Raw genomic sequence first — 16,410 nt, 5'->3', positions numbered from 1 at the left:
ATGTTCGACCTCTCCTCACGCTCCGCAAGGATCGTCTTCTTCGCTGCTCTCGCGGTGATCGGCTTCTTCCTGTTTTTCCCGCTCTATTGGCTGGTGATCTCGTCGCTGAAGGCGAATGCCGAACTCTATCAGGTCGTGCCGACGCCGTTCCCGACCGTGCCAAGTCTCGAACATTTCATCCGGGCGCTGACCACCGGCAGGCTGCCGATGTACCTGATGAACAGCCTGATCACCTCGACCTGCAGCGCCGCGCTGGTCACGCTTCTGGCGCTTTATGCCGGGTTCAGCTTTGCCAAATACCGCTATATCGGCCGGCAGCCGGTGATGCTGTTCATGCTGTCGGCGCAGATGTTTCCCTTCGGTCTGCTGCTGATCTCCATCTATCCGCTGATGAGCGAACTGAACCTGCTTGATACGCGACCGGGGCTGATCCTGAGCTACATCGTCTTTGCGCTGCCGGTCTCGACGTATATGCTCTACAGCTATTTCTCCCAGGTGCCGGACGAGCTGATCGACGCCGCTCGGGCCGACGGCGCAAGCGATCTCCGTATCTTCCACACGATCGTCATTCCGATCTCGATCCCGCCGATCGTCACCGTTTTCCTCTATTCCTTCATGTGGTCCTGGAACGACCTTCTCTATTCGATGACGCTGATCGTCTCGGAGGACAAGCGCACGATCGGGCCGGGCCTGCTTCTCACCTATCTCAACGAGGTCAATTCCGACTGGGGCGGCGCCATGGCGGCATCGCTGATCGCATCCGCACCCATTGTAGCGGCCTTCATGTTCCTCCAACGTTACTTCATTCAAGGCGTCACCGCCGGAGCAGTCAAATGACCAAACCTTTAGCCGGAGCTTTCCCCGTTCTTCCCACGTTATTCCGCGATGACGGTTCGATCGATGAACAGGACTTTCTGGCGATCATCGACTTCGCGCTCGAAAGCGATGTCGACGGCGTCGTTTATCCGGGTGTTGCGAGCGAGGTGGATACGCTGACGCCCGAGGAACGCAAGCGGCAGGTAGAACTGCTGGCGGAACGGATCGGCGGGCGCATTCCGATCATCATCGGTGCCAGCGATCCGGATCCGAAGGCGGCGGCGAAGCATGTGGCGCAGGCGGCCGAGATCGGGGCAGGGGCAGCCATGGTGATGGCACCGCTGTCGCTTGGCAATGACATCGCCGCGCAGATCGCGTATTTCAGAGAAGTCGCAGCCAACGCCGGCGTGCCGATCATGCTGCAGAACCAGCCGAAGCCGATCGGGGCGGGCCTGACGCCGGAAGAGGTGGCGGCGATCGCCCACGCCGTTCCGGAAATCCGCTACGTGAAGGAAGAGACCGCCCCCTGCGGCCAGCATCTCACCCGCATCAAGGCGGCCGCCAACGGTTCGCTGGATGCGATCTTCGGCGGGGCCGGCGGGCGCTACATCACCGACGAGCTTGCGCGCGGAGCGGCGGGAACCATGCCGGCTGCCGAGCTTGCCGATATCCATGCGCAGATGATCCATGCGTGGCAAAAGGGCGACGTCGCGACGACGCGAAAGCTCTACAATGTCTCGCTGCCGCTCCTGAATTTCCAGGCGATCTTCCGCATGCACATGACCAAGGAAGTGCTGCGCCGCCGCGGCGTCATCAGACACACGTTCGTGCGCGGCAAGGGGCCGAAATTCGACGAGGGCGACGCGAAGGAACTGGCGCTGCTTCTGGCCGAGGCCGATCTGCCCTATACCAATCACAAGCCGAACTGAGCCGGGACCATGCCGAAAAACGTCGTCGATGCGATTGTCTCAGTCGAGACCTTCATCATCTCCATTCCGCGCGAAGTGCCCTATCTGGGACCGCTGAAGGAAGGCGAGGCGATCAACGAGCGTGGCTATCTGATCCGAAAGGGCAACCGCACCATCTATCCCTCGACCGATATGACGCTGCTCATCAAGGTGATCGGCGAAAGCGGCAAGGTCGGCTGGGGCGAGTGCTACGGCATCGTGACGCCCGAGGCGACCAAGGCGATCATCGACGACGTGCTCGGGCCGGTCATCATCGGCCGCGATCCGGGCGATGCGGCGGTCATCCACGAAGATCTCTACGATCTGATGCGGGTGAGGGGTTTCTTCGGCGGTTACTATCTCGATGCGCTGGCGGGCGTTGACATTGCACTCTGGGACCTTGCCGGCAAGAATCTTGGTGTGCCGGTTTCCACGCTGCTCGGCGGCAGGCGATACGACACGATCCGCGCCTATGTCTCCGGCCTGCCGAAGGCGACGCTGAAGGAGCGTTGCGATCTTGCTGCCTATTGGGTCGGCAAGGGTTACAAGGGCATCAAGTTCGCGGCGGTGGTTTCCGAAGAGGATCTCGTCAAGGAGATGGCGGCGTTGCGCGAGGCCGTCGGCCCGGATATCGACCTGATGGTCGACCTGCACTGGAAATTCGAGGCGGGCGAGGCGATCCGCATCATCCGCCGTCTGGAGCCCTATAATCTCTATTTCGCGGAAGCGCCGGTGCAGCCGGAAAATCTCGAGGGCCAGGCGCGGGTTGCGGCCGGCATCGGCGTGCCGCTGGCACTCGGCGAGGAGCTGCGCACCACCTATGAATACCGGCCGCGCTTCGAGGCGCGTGCCATGAGCATCGTGCAGCCGGAAATGGGCCATACGGGCATCACGGAATTCACCCGCATCGGCCAGATGGCGCAGGCTTTCCACATGAACATCATGCCGCATGCCTCGATCAGCGTCGGCATTTTCATGGCCGCCAGCCTGCAGGCCTCGTCGGCGCTGCAGAGCGTGCCCTATCACGAGTACCAGCACTCGATCTTCGACCGGAACCTCACCTATACGAAGGGCGACATGGCGTCAGGCGAGGGCACCTATATCGTGCCGACCGGCGCCGGCCTCGGCGTCGAGCCGAAGGAAGACGTGTTCGAGTTCGCCATCCGACGGTGACGGCCTCTTCACTGGCAAGACGACATTGAATTCCCGCCTGCGGAGCGCCATTTTAGGGGCAAATCCCAAACCGAAGGAGGAAAGCATGACGACGACTACCGAACGGGCCGTCCTGGCAGGCGGTTGTTTCTGGGGCATGCAGGACCTGATCCGACGTATGCCGGGCGTGATCTCGACGCGCGTCGGTTATAGCGGCGGCGACGTGCCGAACGCGACCTACCGTAATCACGGAACCCATGCCGAGGCGATCGAGATCATCTTCGATCCGGCCAAGACGAACTATCGCGATCTCCTGGAGTTCTTCTTCCAGATCCATGATCCGACTACCAGGAACCGCCAGGGCAATGACATCGGAACGAGCTATCGTTCGGCAATCTTCTATGTCAGTGATGAACAGAAGCGTATCGCAGAAGACACGATCGCCGATGTGAACGCCTCCGGTCTGTGGCCGGGCAAGGTGGTGACGGAAGTAGAGCCGGTCGGCGATTTCTGGGAGGCGGAACCGGAGCATCAGGACTATCTGGAGCGCTATCCCAACGGCTATACCTGTCATTTCCCGCGCCCGAACTGGAAGCTGCCCAAGCGCTCCAGTGTCGCTGCCGCTGAATAGCCGGTCATATCCGAACAAGAAAAGGCGCTGCCGTTTCGCGACGGCAGCGCCTTTTTGTTTGAGCCGATTCTATCAGGCGAGCGTGTATGCAGTTTTCACGACGGTGAAGAACTCGGCCGCATATTTGCCCTGCTCGCGCGGACCGAAGGAGGAAGCCTTGCGGCCGCCGAACGGCACGTGGAAATCGACACCGGCCGTCGGCAGATTGACCATCACCATGCCGGCTTCCGAGTTGCGCTTGAAATGGGTCGCGTATTTCAGGCTCGTCGTAGCGATGCCGGCCGAGAGGCCGAACGGCGTGTCATTGGCGACGGCCAAGGCCTCTTCATAGTTTTTCACCCGGATGACCGATGCGACCGGTCCAAAAATCTCCTCGCGCGAGATGCGCATCTGATTGGTGGCCTCGGTAAAGAGGGTCGGCTGCAGATAGAAGCCGGGCGTGTCGCGCTTGATGACCTCGCCGCCATAGGCGAGCCTGGCGCCTTCCTGCTTGCCGATCTCGATGTAATCGGTGTCCTGCTTCAGCTGCTTGTCGTCGACGACCGGGCCGATATGGGTACCGGCCTTCAGCGCGTTGTCGACGTTCAGCGTCTTCAGTTTTTCCGTCAGAGCCGCCACGAACTTGTCATGGATACCTTCGGTGACGATGAGACGCGAGGAGGCGGTGCAGCGCTGGCCGGTTGAGAAGAAGCCGGAATTGGCGGCGGCTTCGACGGCGACGTTCAAATCGGCGTCATCGAGAACAACCATCGGGTTCTTGCCGCCCATTTCGAGCTGGAACTTGCGGTTATGTTCGATCGAGGCCATGGCGACGCGCTTGCCCGTGCCGGTCGAGCCGGTAAACGTGATGCCGGCGAGGTCCGGGCTGTCGAGCATCGCCTGCCCGACGACCGAGCCGCGGCCCATGACGAGGTTGAGCACACCCTTCGGCAGGCCGGCGCGGTGCAGGATGTCGACGATCGCCCAGGCGCAGCCGGGCACGAGATCGGCCGGCTTGAAGACGACGGTGTTGCCATAGCAGAGTGCCGGCGCGATCTTCCAGGCCGGAATGGCGATCGGAAAATTCCAGGGCGTGATGATGCCGATGACACCGAGGGGCTCACGGGTGATCTCGACGCCGATGTTCGGACGGGCGGAGGGAACCACTTCGCCGGTCAGGCGCAGCGTTTCGCCGGCGAAGAAATCGAAGATCTGGGCGGCGCGGATGACTTCGCCGGTGGCTTCGGGAAGCGTCTTGCCTTCTTCACGGGCGAGCAGGGTTCCGAGTTCGTCCTTGCGGGCGAGGATTTCGTCGGAGGCCTTTCTGAGGATCGCGTGGCGCTCGAGAATGCCGGAGCGCGACCAGGCCGGGAAAGCAGCCTTGGCCGCGGCGATCGCTTGTTTCGCGTCTTCCGCGCTGCCCTGGGCATACATACCCACCACGTCATTGGTGTCCGACGGGCTGATGTTCTTCGATGCCTCGGAGCCGACCCATTCGCCGGCGATCAAGTTCTGGTAGATGGTCATGGACCTCTCCTTTCATGTGAAAGGCCCCGCCTGGGGCGGGACCGGCAGGAAATGATATGCTTCGCGCTTATCTGAACAGGCTCGGCAGCCAGAGCGAAAGAGCCGGGATGTAAGTCACTGCCATCAGTACAGCGATGCTGGCGCCGAAGAAAGGCCAGATCGTTCGCATTGCTTCACGGATCGTAATGCCGCCGACAGCGCAGCCGACGAACAGCACCGTTCCGACAGGCGGCGTATTCAAACCGATGCCGGCATTCAGGATCATGACGACGCCGAAATGCACCGGGTCCACGCCGAACGCCTTGACGACCGGCAGCAGGACAGGTGTCGAGATGATGACCAGCGGCGCCATATCCATGAAGGTGCCGAGAATCAGAAGTGCGATGTTGATGACGAGAAGCACGATGATGGGATTGTCCGATATGGCGCGGATCGTGCCGATCATCAGCGTCTGCACCTGCAGGAAGGCCATCAGCCAGGCGAAAGAGGCGGCGGTACCGATAACGAGCAGGACCATGGCAGTGGTGCGCACTGCGCCCATCACCGCTTCGATGAATCCTGCCCAATCGAGCTCCCGGTAGACAAGCATGGCGACGAGAAAGGCGTAAAGGACCGCAATGCAGGAACTTTCCGTCGCCGTGAAAACGCCGGAGCGGACTCCTCCGAAAATGATGCCGATCAGGAGGATGCCGGGAAAGGACGCGAGGAGATAGTAGCCCAGACGCGCGATACCCGGAAAGGGTTCGGATGGATACCCCTTGCGGCGTGCCACGATATAGGCGGTCACCATCAGCGCGGCCGCAAGCAGCAGGCCCGGTACAATTCCGGCCGTGAAGAGATCGGCAACAGAAACATTGCCGCCCGCTGCGATGGAGTAAAGGATCATGTTGTGGGATGGCGGGATCATCAGCGCGATGATCGCGGCATTTACCGTCACGTTTACCGCGTAATCCCTGTCATAGCCGCGTGCTGCCATCTGCGGAACCATCAGTCCGCCGACGGCGGAAGCATCCGCGACGGCAGAGCCGGAGATCCCGCCGAACAGCGTCGAGGCGACGATGTTGACCTGGCCCAAGCCTCCTCGAAGGTGGCCGACGAGGCCCGCCGCAAAGCGGATGAGCCGGTTGGCGATGCCACCGCGCACCATCAGGTCGCCGGCGAAGATGAAGAACGGGATCGCCATCATCGCAAAGACATTCATGCCGGAATTCAGTTGCTGAAAGACGACGATCGGCGGCAGACCCAGGTAGAGCACGGTTGCGAACGAAGCGATGCCGAGGCAAAAGGCGATCGGCATGCCGATCAGCATGAGGGCCGTGAAGGACCCGAAAAGAATAGCATAGGCCATCACACGGCCTCCTGAACAACGATATCAGCCGGGATTTCTTCGCCGATCGCGATGTCGACGAAACGTTCGAGGGAAAAGAGGGCGATCATCGCGCCGCCGACGATCATGGGGAAGAAATCGGTGCCACCCGGCCAGCCGAGGACCGGAATCGTGGCGGACCAGGTGCCGATTGCAAGCAGCGCCGAATAATAGGTCATGCCAATGCCAAACAACACGATCAGGCCGAGGCTTATGAGGTCCATGGTCTTCTGAATCGCCGGCGGCATGGCATAGCGCACGATATCGAGCCCAAGGTGCACGCTTTCCCGCACACCGACAGCGGCACCCAGCATAATGAACCACGACATGAGGTAGAGCGAGAGCGGTTCAGACCAACTTGGCGAGTCGTTCAGGACGTAGCGGCCAAAGACCTGCCAACCGACGATGAGAGTCATTGCGACGATGCCGAGACCGGCGATGTAAAGCGATAAACGGCTGAGCACGCCCAGAACGGGTCGGATAGTCAGCATGAAATTCCTCATGGTCCTTCCTCCTTGCCAGCTGTCCGCTGACCGCCGGCATGCAAAAAGGCCGGCCCTCATGTTGAGAGCCGGCCTTCAGTTCTGGATTACTTCACGTCCTGGATGCGCTGCAGAAGATCCTTCATTTTCGGATCTGTCACGAAGCGGTCGTAGACCGGCTTCATTGCCGCGGCGAACTCGTCCTTGTTCACCTTGATGACATTTGCGCCACCGGCGCGGACCTTTTCTTCGGACGACTTTTCGCGGGCCGTCCACAATTCACGCATCTTGCCGACGGAATCCTTGGCGGCCTGGCGGACAATCTGCTGATCTTCCGGCGAAAGCTTGTCCCAGGAGAGCTTCGAGATGACCAGGATTTCCGGGTTCAGCGAATGTTCGGTCAGCGTGTAATTCTTGGCCACCTCGTAGTGACGCGCCGATTCATAAGACGGCCAGTTATTTTCAGCGCCGTCGACAACTCCGGTTTCCAAAGAGGAATAGACTTCGCCCATCGGCATCGGGGTCGGGTTGGCGCCGAAAGCCTCCATCATGGCAATCCAGAGATCGGACTGCTGGACGCGGATCTTCATGCCCTTGAGATCGGCAAGCTTCTCGATCGGCTTCTTGGTCGTGTAGAACGAACGCGCCCCGGAGTCGTAATAGGCAAGACCGATCAGGCCATGCGGCTCGAAAGCCTTGAGGATTTCGTCGCCGATCGGGCCGTCCACGACATTGTGCATATGCTCGGTGGAGCGGAACAGGAAAGGAAGACCGAGGACGGTCGTTTCCGGTACGAGGTTGTTGAACGGCGCAGCGTTGACGCGGTTCATGTCGATGACGCCGAAGCGGGTCTGTTCGATCGTATCCTTTTCCTGACCGAGGACGGCGTTGTTCATGACCTGGATCTGGATGCGGCCGTTGGTGCGTTGAGAAACCAACTCACCCATATATTTCACTGCATCCACGGTCGGATAGCCATCCGGATGGATATCGGCCGAGCGCAGCGTGATCTCCTGTGCATGGACGGTGGTCGCAGCCAGCGCAAGGCCAAACGCCAAGCCCAGCATTTTGGTGAGTTTCATGTCTTCCTCCTCTGATAAAAAGATTCCGAAGCGCTCTGCTCCGGTAAGGTTCGGCTATTCCGGCTTCCAGCCGGGAAGGCCGTAAAGCTCTTGCGGGTTTTCCACGAGGGCTCGATAGCGTGCCGCTTCGTCCGGAAGCCAGCCAAGCACCGTGTCGGTCAGTGCCGCGTCATCCGGGTAATCTGCCTGTTCGCGGGCAAGATTGTGCGGCCAGTTGGTGCCCCAGACGATGCGGTCCGGTGCGTATTTGGCGATTTCGCGGGCAACGGCTGCGACATCGGCATAATCCGGGCCGCCAGCCTTCGAAGATTCATAGACGCCGGCGAACTTGAACCAGCAGTTGCCGCCGTCGATCAGACGCTTGACGGCGTCGATCTGCGGACTGTCGGGCGTTACGCCGGAGAAGAACTTGCCGTGATGGTCGAAGACCCAGCGGGATTTCAGTCTCCCGAGGCGCTCCTCATGATCGAGGATGTGGCTGCCGTCGAACTGGACCGCTATCATCCAATTCCGCGAGGCGGCCTTGGCATCGACCGCTTCGAGCTCGCTCAAATCTACGGCGCCACCCGGCAAATCCATGATGCGCGCGCCGACATTGCCGGCGGCAGAGAGGCGGTCGAGTTCCTCTTCCGACGTTGTGCTATCGATGACACAAACGCCGCGGGCGATCGAACCGAATTCTGCAAGGCAGGCGTTGAGATTGGAATTATCGCGCTGCTGGGCATCGCCCTGGGTGACAATGACCCGCTCGATACCGAGCCAGCGCATCAGTTCGAGATATTGAGCAGGCGTCGGCAGTTCTCCCGCCGGAAGACCCGGGCCGCCGGGCAGGGAGGGAAAGCCCGGCAAATAGGCATGCATCTGTGTATCGACCGCGCCCTTCGGCAGCCTGGTCTTGGGAGGATTGCCGGAAAGGGTGCGGACGAGCATCAGATGTCTCCCATGCGGAATTCTGCGAGCGCGTCGCGATTGATCTCGATCCCGAGGCCTGGGCCGTTCGGAATGTCGACCACGCCGCGCTCGTGTTCGATCGGCGTTTTGATCACCGCCTGACGGAATGGATTGTGGGTCCGGTCGAATTCGAGGATCGGTTCGATCGGGTTGACGCGAACCGGGCTCGGGATCATTGCCGCCATGAATTGCAGCGCGGCGGCGATATGGACGGCTGTACCCCAGACGTGCGGCACGACGCGAACGCCGTGAAGCGCCGCGAGGTCGGCGACCCGCTTGGCCTCCGTAAAGCCACCAACCCCGGCGAGATCGGGCTGGAGGATGTCGACGGCACGGGTCTCCACCGGTTCGCGCATGCCCCAGCGGCTATGCCACGTTTCGCCGCCGGCAACCGGGATCGGCTGCCTGGCCCGGACTTCGCGATAGGCGGCGAGCTGTTCCGGCACGACAGGTTCTTCAAACCAGTCGATGCCATATTTAGCGGCCGCGTTGCCGAGCTTGATCGCCTCGACTGCGTCATAGCCATGGTTAGCGTCGATCATCAGCCGCATATCGGACCCGGCCGCATTGCGTACGGCACGGATGACGCGCAAGTCTTCCTCGACACCGAAGCCGATCTTGATCTTGGTGGCGTGAAAACCCTCATCCCGATAACGGGCGACGTCCGAGGCATTGTCCTCCACACGGTCGACGCCGTCACGCTTGAAGCTACCTGTCGCGTAAGCCCTGACGCTCTCGCGGAAACGACCGCCGAGCAGGATCGATACCGGCACGCCGAAATGCTTGCCCTTGATGTCCCAGAGCGCAATGTCGACGCCGGAAAGAGCGGTCACGGCTAGACCGCGCTGGCCCTGGTCGCGCAACGCATTGTAAAGCCGCGCCCAGATCTTCTCTGTTTCGAGCGGATTCTCGCCGATCAACCAGTTTGCGTAGGTCGCAACAATCGCGGCATTCGGCCGGGCAGGGCCTAAGCATTCGCCCCAGCCGACCGTGCCGTCGTCGCACTCGACTTCGACGAGCACATGCGCGCGGCGATCAAAGCGCATGGAGGCGCTCTCGAAGGCGACATCGAGCTTATGTTCGAGAAGATGAGTGCGAACCGACGCGATCTTCATGGGGTCACCGCTTGTGAGAGCCGATAAGCTTCAGGAGCATCTGCTCCTCTTCAGCCGTCAGGTCGTCGAGTGGGGGGCGGACCTTGCCGGCATCGAAGCCCTGCAGGCGCACGCCGGCCTTGATGGCGGCGACAGCATAACCCTTGCGGCGGCTGCGGAGCGCCATGAAGGGATAGAAGAAGTCTATCAGAATTTCCTCGCAGCGTGTGCGGTTGCCGGCGCGCAAGGCCTTGTAGAACTCGACCGCAAGTCCTGGCACAAAGTTGAAGACGGCGGACGAATAGGTGGTGAAGCCGGCGCCGAGATAGGCTTCCGCGAAAAGTTCGGCGGTCGGCATGCCGCCGAGATACATCAGCCGGTCGCCCATGGTAGCGGTGATCTGCCGGACGAGCCCGATATCGCCGGTGCCGTCCTTGAAGCCGACGAGGTTCGGGCACTCGTCGCAGAGCCGCTTCAACGTGTCGACCTGAAGCACCGAATTGTCGCGGTTATAGACCATGACGCCGATGCCGACCGACTGGCAGATGCGCTTCACATGCTCGTAGAGACCTTCCTGCGGTGCGTCGATCAGGTAGTGCGGCAGGAGCAGAATGCCATCGGCGCCGGCCTTCTCGACGGCCTTGGCAAGCTCGATACCCACATGCGTGCCGAAACCGCAACCGGACACGATTGCCGTCTTGCCGGAAGCCTCCTTGGCCGCCTTGACGATTCCGGGAATTTCGCCGGGTGAGAGCGAGAAGAATTCGCCCGTGCCGCCCGCGGCAAACAGGACCGGCGCCTCGAAACCCGACAGCCATTCGATATGGCGTTGATAGCTTTCCGGCTGGAACTGGCCTTCCTTATCGAAATGGGTCACGGGAAAGGACAGAAGGCCGGTGCCGAGCACCGTCTTGATTTCTTCGGGCGTCATAGTGCGGATTTCCTCTGTAAGTGTCTCCTCCAGACAAAATTGTCGTACAGATTGTGCGGACTTGTGTCAACAAGTCATCTTACAGATTTCCTGAGCTCTCTGAGGAGTGCCCGATAGCGCAGTTGCGAGCCGCGCAGGTGCCGCCGCATGGCCTCGCGCGCGCCTTCCTCGTCGCCATTGGAAATCGCAGCAACGATGGCGTTGTGCTCGTCGTCGAGCAGCTTGATATAGGCGGCTTGATCGGTTTCCGAATCGTCGGGGCGAAGGGCTGCGCGGGGAATGAGGTTGCGACCGATCATGGTCAGAAATTCGCGGAAGCGGGGGTTGTTGGTCGCCTCGGCAATGGCGAGGTGCAGTGCAAAGTCGGCCTCGCTGGTTGGCTGCGAGGCTTCCAAGCAGGCTCGGACGGCGTAGTGACGGTCGAGGATGACCTCTTCCTGGGCTGGAGAGCGGCGGAGGGCCGCAAGCCCGGCGGCCTCGACTTCCACGGCTGTTCTCAGCTCCAGAAGCTCGATCATGGAGGAAACGCGCGCAAGGTCGATGTTCGACAAAGACAGCATGGGCGCCTTGGCGGAGGTGGGCGGTTCCAGCACGAAGACGCCTGCGCCCTGACGCGCTTCGACGAGACGGTCGGCGCGCAGCGCCGCGATCGCTTCGCGCACGACCGTGCGGCTGACGCCGTGGGCTTCTGTCAGCTGCGCTTCGCTTGGCAGGCGCGAGCCCGGTGGAAACTGGCCGGCGGTGATTGCCTGGCGCAACACATCCCCGAGCTTGGAGACCAGCGTCTTCGATCCCTTGCCGGTATCGGGTTTCGTTTCAACGCTCATCTGCCTTCTCCTTGCTCTGCGGCGCATGACACAATGGCACTGGCTCCTATGTCAAGTTGGGCATAGAGGGCGAACCGTGTCGGACTTGTTGACCGGTATTCATCGACATGTATGATAAGCGATGCGACTTGTCACGAACAAGTTGAATCGCAGCGGTCGACCTGCCGCTTTCGGAGGATTGATTCTTGAAGAGACTTTTGATCACCGGTGCAGCCGGCGGACTCGGCCGCGCCATGCGCAGCCGTCTTGCCGGTTTCGCCGAAACGCTTCGCCTGTCGGATATCGCCGATCTCGGCACTGCGGCCTCGCATGAGGAGCTCGTCACCTGCGATCTCGGCGATGCGGCTGCGGTCATGAAGCTGGTCGAGGGCTGTGACGGCATCCTTCATCTCGGTGGCATTTCCGTCGAAGACAAGTTCTCAAAAATCCTCAATGCCAATCTGCTCGGCCTTTACAACCTCTACGAGGCCGCACGCGTCCACGGCCATCCGCGCATTCTGTTTGCGAGTTCCAATCACGTGGTCGGCTTCTACCGGCAGGACGAACATATCGATGTCAAGGCTCCGATGAAGCCGGACGGTCTCTACGGCGTTTCGAAATGCTTCGGGGAGGCGCTGGCCCGCATGTATTTCGAAAAATTCGGCCAGGAAACAGCAGTTGTCAGGATAGGCAGCTGCTTCGAAAAGCCGGTCAACCACCGTATGCTGTCCGGCTGGATGTCCTATGACGATTTTGTGTCGCTGATCGGCTGCGTCTTCCGAGCCCCGATGCTCGGCTGCCCTGTCATCTGGGGCATTTCGAACAATGACAGCAAGTGGTGGGATAATTCCCATGCGGCCTATCTCGGCTGGAAGCCGAAGGACAATGCCGAGATCTATCGCGCCGAACTCGAAGCGACCATAGAGCGGCCGGCGCCGACTTCCGCCATGGCGGTCTACCAGGGTGGCAAGTTCGTCGAGGATCCGATTTTTGCCGAGGACTGAGCCGGTCTTGCCGGTTCTTGTTTCCGGCCTCTGAACCCACCACATCAGCTCCTTCTACGACCTTCTCCTTTCCGAGAGGGTGTTTTCCGGAGTTCTTGTCATGGGATTTATCGATATCAATCCTCCAGTCCCTGAGGATGGTGCCTTGCTCGACGCCTATTCGGAGACTGTCGCCGGTGCGGTCGACCGCGTCGGTCCCGCCGTCAGCCGCATCGAGCGGCTTGGCGATCAGGGACATGGATCGGGTTTCGCCATTTCGCCGGACGGCCTGATCATCACCAATCATCACGTCGTAGCCGATGCAAAGGCCGTGCGCATCCGCAGTGCGAATGGTGCAGTCGGGCAGGGCAGCGTACTCGGCCGCGATCCGGACACCGATATCGCGCTGGTGCGCGCCGACATGGACGTGCAGGCCTGGGCACGGCTTGGCGATTCCCAGAAATTGCGGCGCGGCCATATCGCGATCGCAATCGGCAACCCGCTCGGCTTCGACTGGTCGGTTACCAGCGGCGTGGTTTCGGCGCTCGGCCGGTCGATGCGTGCCTCGACCGGCAGGCTGATCGAAGACGTGGTGCAGACCGATGCGGCGCTCAACCCCGGCAATTCCGGCGGGCCGCTGGTTTCGGCTTCGGGCGAGGTCGTGGGCGTCAATACGGCGGTAATTCGCGGCGCGCAGGGCATCGCTTTTGCCGTCGCGTCCAACACCGCCAACTTCGTGGTGTCCGAAATCCTGCGCTTCGGCCATGTGCGGCGCGCTTTCATCGGCATCGTCGTCGATACGATCATGCTGCCGCGTCGGGTCGCATTGAAGGCGGGCATGACGCAGGAAACGACGGTGCGTATCCGTCGTATCGATCCCGGCAGTCCGGCCGATCGGGCGGGTCTGAAGGAGGGCGATTTCATCCTGGCGATCGACGGCCAACCCGTCGCGGGCGCAGACGACCTGATCCGTTTGCTCGACGGAACGCGGATTGGCCAGGAGATGCCGATCTCCGTCTACGATCTCGATTCGCAGATCGTCGGCCGGGTGCTGGTCCCCGCGGCGCGGCCCAAGAACTGATGCCTCCGGTTCAGGACAGGCGATTCCTGAGCCGCTCCGTCATGGTCGGATCGAAGCCAAGTGCGCTCATATAACCCTGGATGCCGCCATAGTTCGTGTGAATATGGTCGAGAGTCCGGCGCATGCTGCGCGGCTCCGAGGCCAGCACGATATCGAGCAGGGCAGGTGCCGCGCCGTGGCCGAGCGCGCGCTCCCGAAGCCGGCCGATGAGCGGGCCGGATATGGTCGCCGTCAATGCATAATCCTCGATGATGGTTGCCTCGTCGACACCGGCATTGGCGAGCAGCAGGGCGGAGATAACGCCGGTGCGGTCCTTGCCGGCGCTGCAATGGAAAAGCACGGTGCCTTCCGGCGCATTGGCGATCGTCCCGAGCACTTCGGCGATCGCCGGCCGGCATTCGTCGATCGCCTGGCAGTAACGGTCGCCCATGTCGAAGCCCGATGCGGTATCCGCCATCATTTCCACCGGCGCCAGCGCGGAAAACAGCGGCGTGTTGTGGTAGCGCACTTGGGCATGTCGGGCGAAGGGATTGATCTCTGTTGCGAGTTCATGGGCGTTGCGCAGGTCGATGACCGTCGTCAGGCCGTGGTCCAGCAGAATTCCGATGTCCGCAGGGCCCAGGCGATGCAGCGCGTCGCCGCGCAGGATGGAGCGCCAGCGGGTCAGGCTGCCGGTCACCGTCGGATAGCCGCCGAGGTCGCGGACATTGTGGGCGCCTTCCAGCGCGATCAGGCGTTCGCAAGCAAGCATATCAGCGGATTCCGGATTTCATGAAGGATTCGATGACGTGACGCTGCAGGATGAGGTAGATGACCAGGATCGGCAGGCTGGCGAGTGCTGCGGCCGCCATCAGCGGCCCCCAGAGATTGCCTTCCTGGGTCATGAACATCTGCAGGCCGATCTGGACGACCGAGTTTTCCGGTTTGCGCGAGAGAAGCAGCGGCCAGAAATATTCGTTCCAGGCCGAGATGAAGGCGATGATCGCAAGCGAGGCGATCGGCGCCCCCATGTTCGGCGTGACGATCTGCCAGAGGATGCGCCAACTCTTCGCCCCATCGATCCGTGCCGCCTCCAGGATCTCGGTCGGGAAGGAGCGCATGGAATGGTAGAGCAGAAGGATCGCGAAGGCCGCCACGGCATTGGGCACGACGAGGCCGGTCAGCGTGTCGAGCAGGCCAAGCCGTGAGGCAAGCACGTAGTTCGGGATCATCGTCACCTGAAAGGGCACGAGCCAGGAGAGCGCGATGAGGCCATGTACGAGACCGGCAAGCCGCATGCGCCAACGCACCAGCGCATAGGCCGTCAGCAGGCCGGTGAGCACCTGCAGCGCCGCCGTCGCCGCCGCGACGATCGTGGTGTTGGCGAGCATCTGGAGCATCGGAATGCGGGTCAGCACGAAGACGTAGTTTTCGAGAGACGGGTTCGACGGCCAGGGCAGGGTTGAGAAAATCTCGTTCTCAGGCCGGAGCGAAGTGACGATCATCCAGTAGATCGGGAAGATCGACAGGGCCGACAGCAGGATCATGATGCCATGCACGGCGATCCTGCGCGTGGTCCCTTCATTCGGCGAAAGGGGCATAGGAGGCTGGTTGTCGCGAGCGTCAATTGTCATAGACCGCAAACCTCTTCATGAGCCACAGGCAGCCCGCCGCGATGACTGCGAAACCGGCAAAGGCGATCATGCCGGCCGCCGAACTCCAGCCGGCCGACAGGGTCTGGAAGCCGTATTCCCAGAGCAGATAGAAGATGTTGGTGGTCGTTTTGAGCGGGCCGCCATTGGTCAAGACGTTGATATAGGCGAAGCTCCATTGCGCGCCGAAGAGGATCGTCATCATCGAGAGGAGCAGGATGGTCGGCGACAGAAGCGGCAGGCGGATATCACGGATGATCCCCCAGCCGGTGGCGCCATCGATACGGGCCGCCTCGATATAGGAGGGGTTGATGCCGGCATTCGCTGCGGAAAAGAGCAGTGTCGAGAAACCGATCAGCTTCCAGCCGGTGATCCAGGTGAGGGTCGCCAGCGCGTATTTCGGATCGGTCAGGAAGCCGATGCGGCCGAAACCGAGCTGTTCGAGGCCAAGCGTGACGAGCCCCTGGTCCTCGTTGAGCAGCCAGCGCCAGAGCACGGCGGCGACCACCGGGGCTACGATCATCGGCACGAAGATCAATGCGCGGTAGACCGTCCGGGCGCGGCCGGTGAGATCCTGCGTCCAGATCGCCACAAAGAGCGGGATGACCACCGACATGGGGAAGAGGCCGAGGATATAGAAGAGCGTATTCCAGAGTGCCGCGCGCATTTCCGGAAGCGCCAGCAGGCGTTGATAGTTGGCGAGGCCGACATAGCGCTGCGGCGCGGTCGGCAGCATGTTCCACTGGTAGAAGGAAAGCTGGAAGGCCTCGACCAGCGGCACATAGGTCCACATCATCAGGAGGATCAGTGCCGGTGCCAGGTAAAGCCAGGGTAGAACGGTGAAGACGTTTTGCTCGCGCTTCGTCGGAGAACTGGGCGCAAGGGCGAGCGGCCTTGCGAGATCGGCCTGGATATCGGTCATGACACGTGTCCGTATGCAGTTTGTGGTGC

Annotated in this window: 17 protein-coding genes; 6 read left to right on the top strand and 11 right to left on the bottom strand. The window is 61.4% G+C overall.

Annotation, left to right across the window (positions count from 1 at the left end):
* From JL39_RS06950 to msrA, 4 genes are all read left to right on the top strand, one after another.
* Complete coding sequence (locus JL39_RS06950) at positions 1–837, top strand: carbohydrate ABC transporter permease (protein WP_037147752.1); 837 nt, start codon at positions 1–3, stop codon at positions 835–837.
* A complete protein-coding gene (locus JL39_RS06945; protein WP_037147751.1) occupies positions 834–1,745 on the top strand; it encodes a dihydrodipicolinate synthase family protein in 912 nt (303 codons plus the stop codon). Before JL39_RS06950 ends, JL39_RS06945 begins: the two co-directional genes overlap by 4 nt.
* 9 nt (positions 1,746–1,754) lie before the next feature.
* Complete coding sequence (locus tag JL39_RS06940; RefSeq protein ID WP_037147750.1) at positions 1,755–2,936, top strand: mandelate racemase/muconate lactonizing enzyme family protein; 1,182 nt, start codon at positions 1,755–1,757, stop codon at positions 2,934–2,936.
* A gap of 85 nt (positions 2,937–3,021) precedes the next feature.
* Positions 3,022–3,546, top strand: coding sequence for a peptide-methionine (S)-S-oxide reductase MsrA (gene msrA / locus JL39_RS06935; protein WP_037147749.1), 525 nt, complete (start codon positions 3,022–3,024; stop codon positions 3,544–3,546).
* Between the two features lie 72 nt (positions 3,547–3,618).
* Here the strand turns inward: msrA and JL39_RS06930 are convergent, their stop codons facing one another.
* The 8 genes from JL39_RS06930 to JL39_RS06895 all read right to left on the bottom strand — a co-directional run bounded on the left by JL39_RS06930 (position 3,619) and on the right by JL39_RS06895 (position 11,785).
* A complete protein-coding gene (locus JL39_RS06930) occupies positions 3,619–5,052 on the bottom strand; it encodes an aldehyde dehydrogenase family protein (RefSeq protein WP_037147747.1) in 1,434 nt (477 codons plus the stop codon).
* A gap of 67 nt (positions 5,053–5,119) precedes the next feature.
* On the bottom strand, positions 5,120–6,400 hold the full coding sequence (locus JL39_RS06925; protein ID WP_037147746.1) for a TRAP transporter large permease: 1,281 nt from the start codon (positions 6,398–6,400) through the stop codon (positions 5,120–5,122).
* On the bottom strand, positions 6,400–6,921 hold the full coding sequence (locus JL39_RS06920) for a TRAP transporter small permease (protein WP_037147744.1): 522 nt from the start codon (positions 6,919–6,921) through the stop codon (positions 6,400–6,402). Before JL39_RS06920 ends, JL39_RS06925 begins: the two co-directional genes overlap by 1 nt.
* An 86-nt stretch (positions 6,922–7,007) precedes the next feature.
* Positions 7,008–7,982 carry a TRAP transporter substrate-binding protein gene (locus JL39_RS06915; protein WP_037147742.1) on the bottom strand — a complete coding sequence of 325 codons (975 nt, stop codon included), beginning with the start codon at positions 7,980–7,982 and terminating at the stop codon, positions 7,008–7,010.
* Between the two features lie 54 nt (positions 7,983–8,036).
* Complete coding sequence (locus JL39_RS06910) at positions 8,037–8,912, bottom strand: amidohydrolase family protein (protein ID WP_037147741.1); 876 nt, start codon at positions 8,910–8,912, stop codon at positions 8,037–8,039.
* Entirely contained in the window at positions 8,912–10,048 is a 1,137-nt protein-coding gene (locus tag JL39_RS06905) for a mandelate racemase/muconate lactonizing enzyme family protein (protein WP_037147740.1), read from the bottom strand. Before JL39_RS06905 ends, JL39_RS06910 begins: the two co-directional genes overlap by 1 nt.
* A gap of 4 nt (positions 10,049–10,052) precedes the next feature.
* On the bottom strand, positions 10,053–10,958 hold the full coding sequence (gene kdgD / locus JL39_RS06900; RefSeq protein ID WP_037147738.1) for a 5-dehydro-4-deoxyglucarate dehydratase: 906 nt from the start codon (positions 10,956–10,958) through the stop codon (positions 10,053–10,055).
* Positions 10,959–11,032: 74 nt separating this feature from the next.
* The gene (locus tag JL39_RS06895; RefSeq protein ID WP_037147737.1) at positions 11,033–11,785 is read right to left on the bottom strand and encodes a FadR/GntR family transcriptional regulator; all 753 of its coding nucleotides are present in this window, start codon (positions 11,783–11,785) and stop codon (positions 11,033–11,035) included.
* Between the two features lie 185 nt (positions 11,786–11,970).
* Between JL39_RS06895 and JL39_RS06890 the strand changes: the two genes are divergently transcribed.
* Together JL39_RS06890 and JL39_RS06885 are read left to right on the top strand one after the other, a co-directional pair.
* The gene (locus JL39_RS06890; protein ID WP_037147736.1) at positions 11,971–12,768 is read left to right on the top strand and encodes an NAD(P)-dependent oxidoreductase; all 798 of its coding nucleotides are present in this window, start codon (positions 11,971–11,973) and stop codon (positions 12,766–12,768) included.
* 100 nt (positions 12,769–12,868) lie between these two features.
* The gene (locus JL39_RS06885; protein ID WP_037147734.1) at positions 12,869–13,828 is read left to right on the top strand and encodes a trypsin-like peptidase domain-containing protein; all 960 of its coding nucleotides are present in this window, start codon (positions 12,869–12,871) and stop codon (positions 13,826–13,828) included.
* Between the two features lie 10 nt (positions 13,829–13,838).
* Here the strand turns inward: JL39_RS06885 and JL39_RS06880 are convergent, their stop codons facing one another.
* Genes JL39_RS06880 through JL39_RS06870 form a run of 3 tightly spaced genes read right to left on the bottom strand, consistent with a single transcriptional unit; the run spans position 13,839 to position 16,381 of the window.
* On the bottom strand, positions 13,839–14,579 hold the full coding sequence (locus tag JL39_RS06880) for a tyrosine-protein phosphatase (RefSeq protein ID WP_037147733.1): 741 nt from the start codon (positions 14,577–14,579) through the stop codon (positions 13,839–13,841).
* A gap of 1 nt (position 14,580) precedes the next feature.
* Positions 14,581–15,441 (bottom strand): carbohydrate ABC transporter permease, encoded by an 861-nt coding sequence (locus JL39_RS06875; RefSeq protein ID WP_037147732.1) that lies wholly within the window; start codon positions 15,439–15,441, stop codon positions 14,581–14,583.
* Complete coding sequence (locus JL39_RS06870) at positions 15,431–16,381, bottom strand: sugar ABC transporter permease (protein WP_037147730.1); 951 nt, start codon at positions 16,379–16,381, stop codon at positions 15,431–15,433. Before JL39_RS06870 ends, JL39_RS06875 begins: the two co-directional genes overlap by 11 nt.
* Between the last annotated feature and the right edge of the window lie 29 nt (positions 16,382–16,410).

The organism is Rhizobium sp. YS-1r (assembly GCF_000757525.1).
Classification (GTDB): domain Bacteria; phylum Pseudomonadota; class Alphaproteobacteria; order Rhizobiales; family Rhizobiaceae; genus Neorhizobium; species Neorhizobium petrolearium.
Note: the sequence above shows the minus strand (reverse complement) of the source record. Positions and strands in the feature narration are given on the sequence as shown.

Bases quoted from the DNA above. Each gene is read 5' to 3' on its own strand.
- JL39_RS06950 (WP_037147752.1), top strand. From the start codon at position 1: ATGTTCGACCTCTCCTCACGCTCCGCAAGGATCGTCTTCTTCGCTGCT.
- JL39_RS06945 (WP_037147751.1), top strand. From the start codon at position 834: ATGACCAAACCTTTAGCCGGAGCTTTCCCCGTTCTTCCCACGTTATTC.
- JL39_RS06940 (WP_037147750.1), top strand. From the start codon at position 1,755: ATGCCGAAAAACGTCGTCGATGCGATTGTCTCAGTCGAGACCTTCATC.
- msrA (WP_037147749.1), top strand. From the start codon at position 3,022: ATGACGACGACTACCGAACGGGCCGTCCTGGCAGGCGGTTGTTTCTGG.
- JL39_RS06930 (WP_037147747.1), bottom strand. From the start codon at position 5,052: ATGACCATCTACCAGAACTTGATCGCCGGCGAATGGGTCGGCTCCGAG.
- JL39_RS06925 (WP_037147746.1), bottom strand. From the start codon at position 6,400: ATGGCCTATGCTATTCTTTTCGGGTCCTTCACGGCCCTCATGCTGATC.
- JL39_RS06920 (WP_037147744.1), bottom strand. From the start codon at position 6,921: ATGAGGAATTTCATGCTGACTATCCGACCCGTTCTGGGCGTGCTCAGC.
- JL39_RS06915 (WP_037147742.1), bottom strand. From the start codon at position 7,982: ATGAAACTCACCAAAATGCTGGGCTTGGCGTTTGGCCTTGCGCTGGCT.
- JL39_RS06910 (WP_037147741.1), bottom strand. From the start codon at position 8,912: ATGCTCGTCCGCACCCTTTCCGGCAATCCTCCCAAGACCAGGCTGCCG.
- JL39_RS06905 (WP_037147740.1), bottom strand. From the start codon at position 10,048: ATGAAGATCGCGTCGGTTCGCACTCATCTTCTCGAACATAAGCTCGAT.
- kdgD (WP_037147738.1), bottom strand. From the start codon at position 10,958: ATGACGCCCGAAGAAATCAAGACGGTGCTCGGCACCGGCCTTCTGTCC.
- JL39_RS06895 (WP_037147737.1), bottom strand. From the start codon at position 11,785: ATGAGCGTTGAAACGAAACCCGATACCGGCAAGGGATCGAAGACGCTG.
- JL39_RS06885 (WP_037147734.1), top strand. From the start codon at position 12,869: ATGGGATTTATCGATATCAATCCTCCAGTCCCTGAGGATGGTGCCTTG.
- JL39_RS06880 (WP_037147733.1), bottom strand. From the start codon at position 14,579: ATGCTTGCTTGCGAACGCCTGATCGCGCTGGAAGGCGCCCACAATGTC.
- JL39_RS06875 (WP_037147732.1), bottom strand. From the start codon at position 15,441: ATGACAATTGACGCTCGCGACAACCAGCCTCCTATGCCCCTTTCGCCG.
- JL39_RS06870 (WP_037147730.1), bottom strand. From the start codon at position 16,381: ATGACCGATATCCAGGCCGATCTCGCAAGGCCGCTCGCCCTTGCGCCC.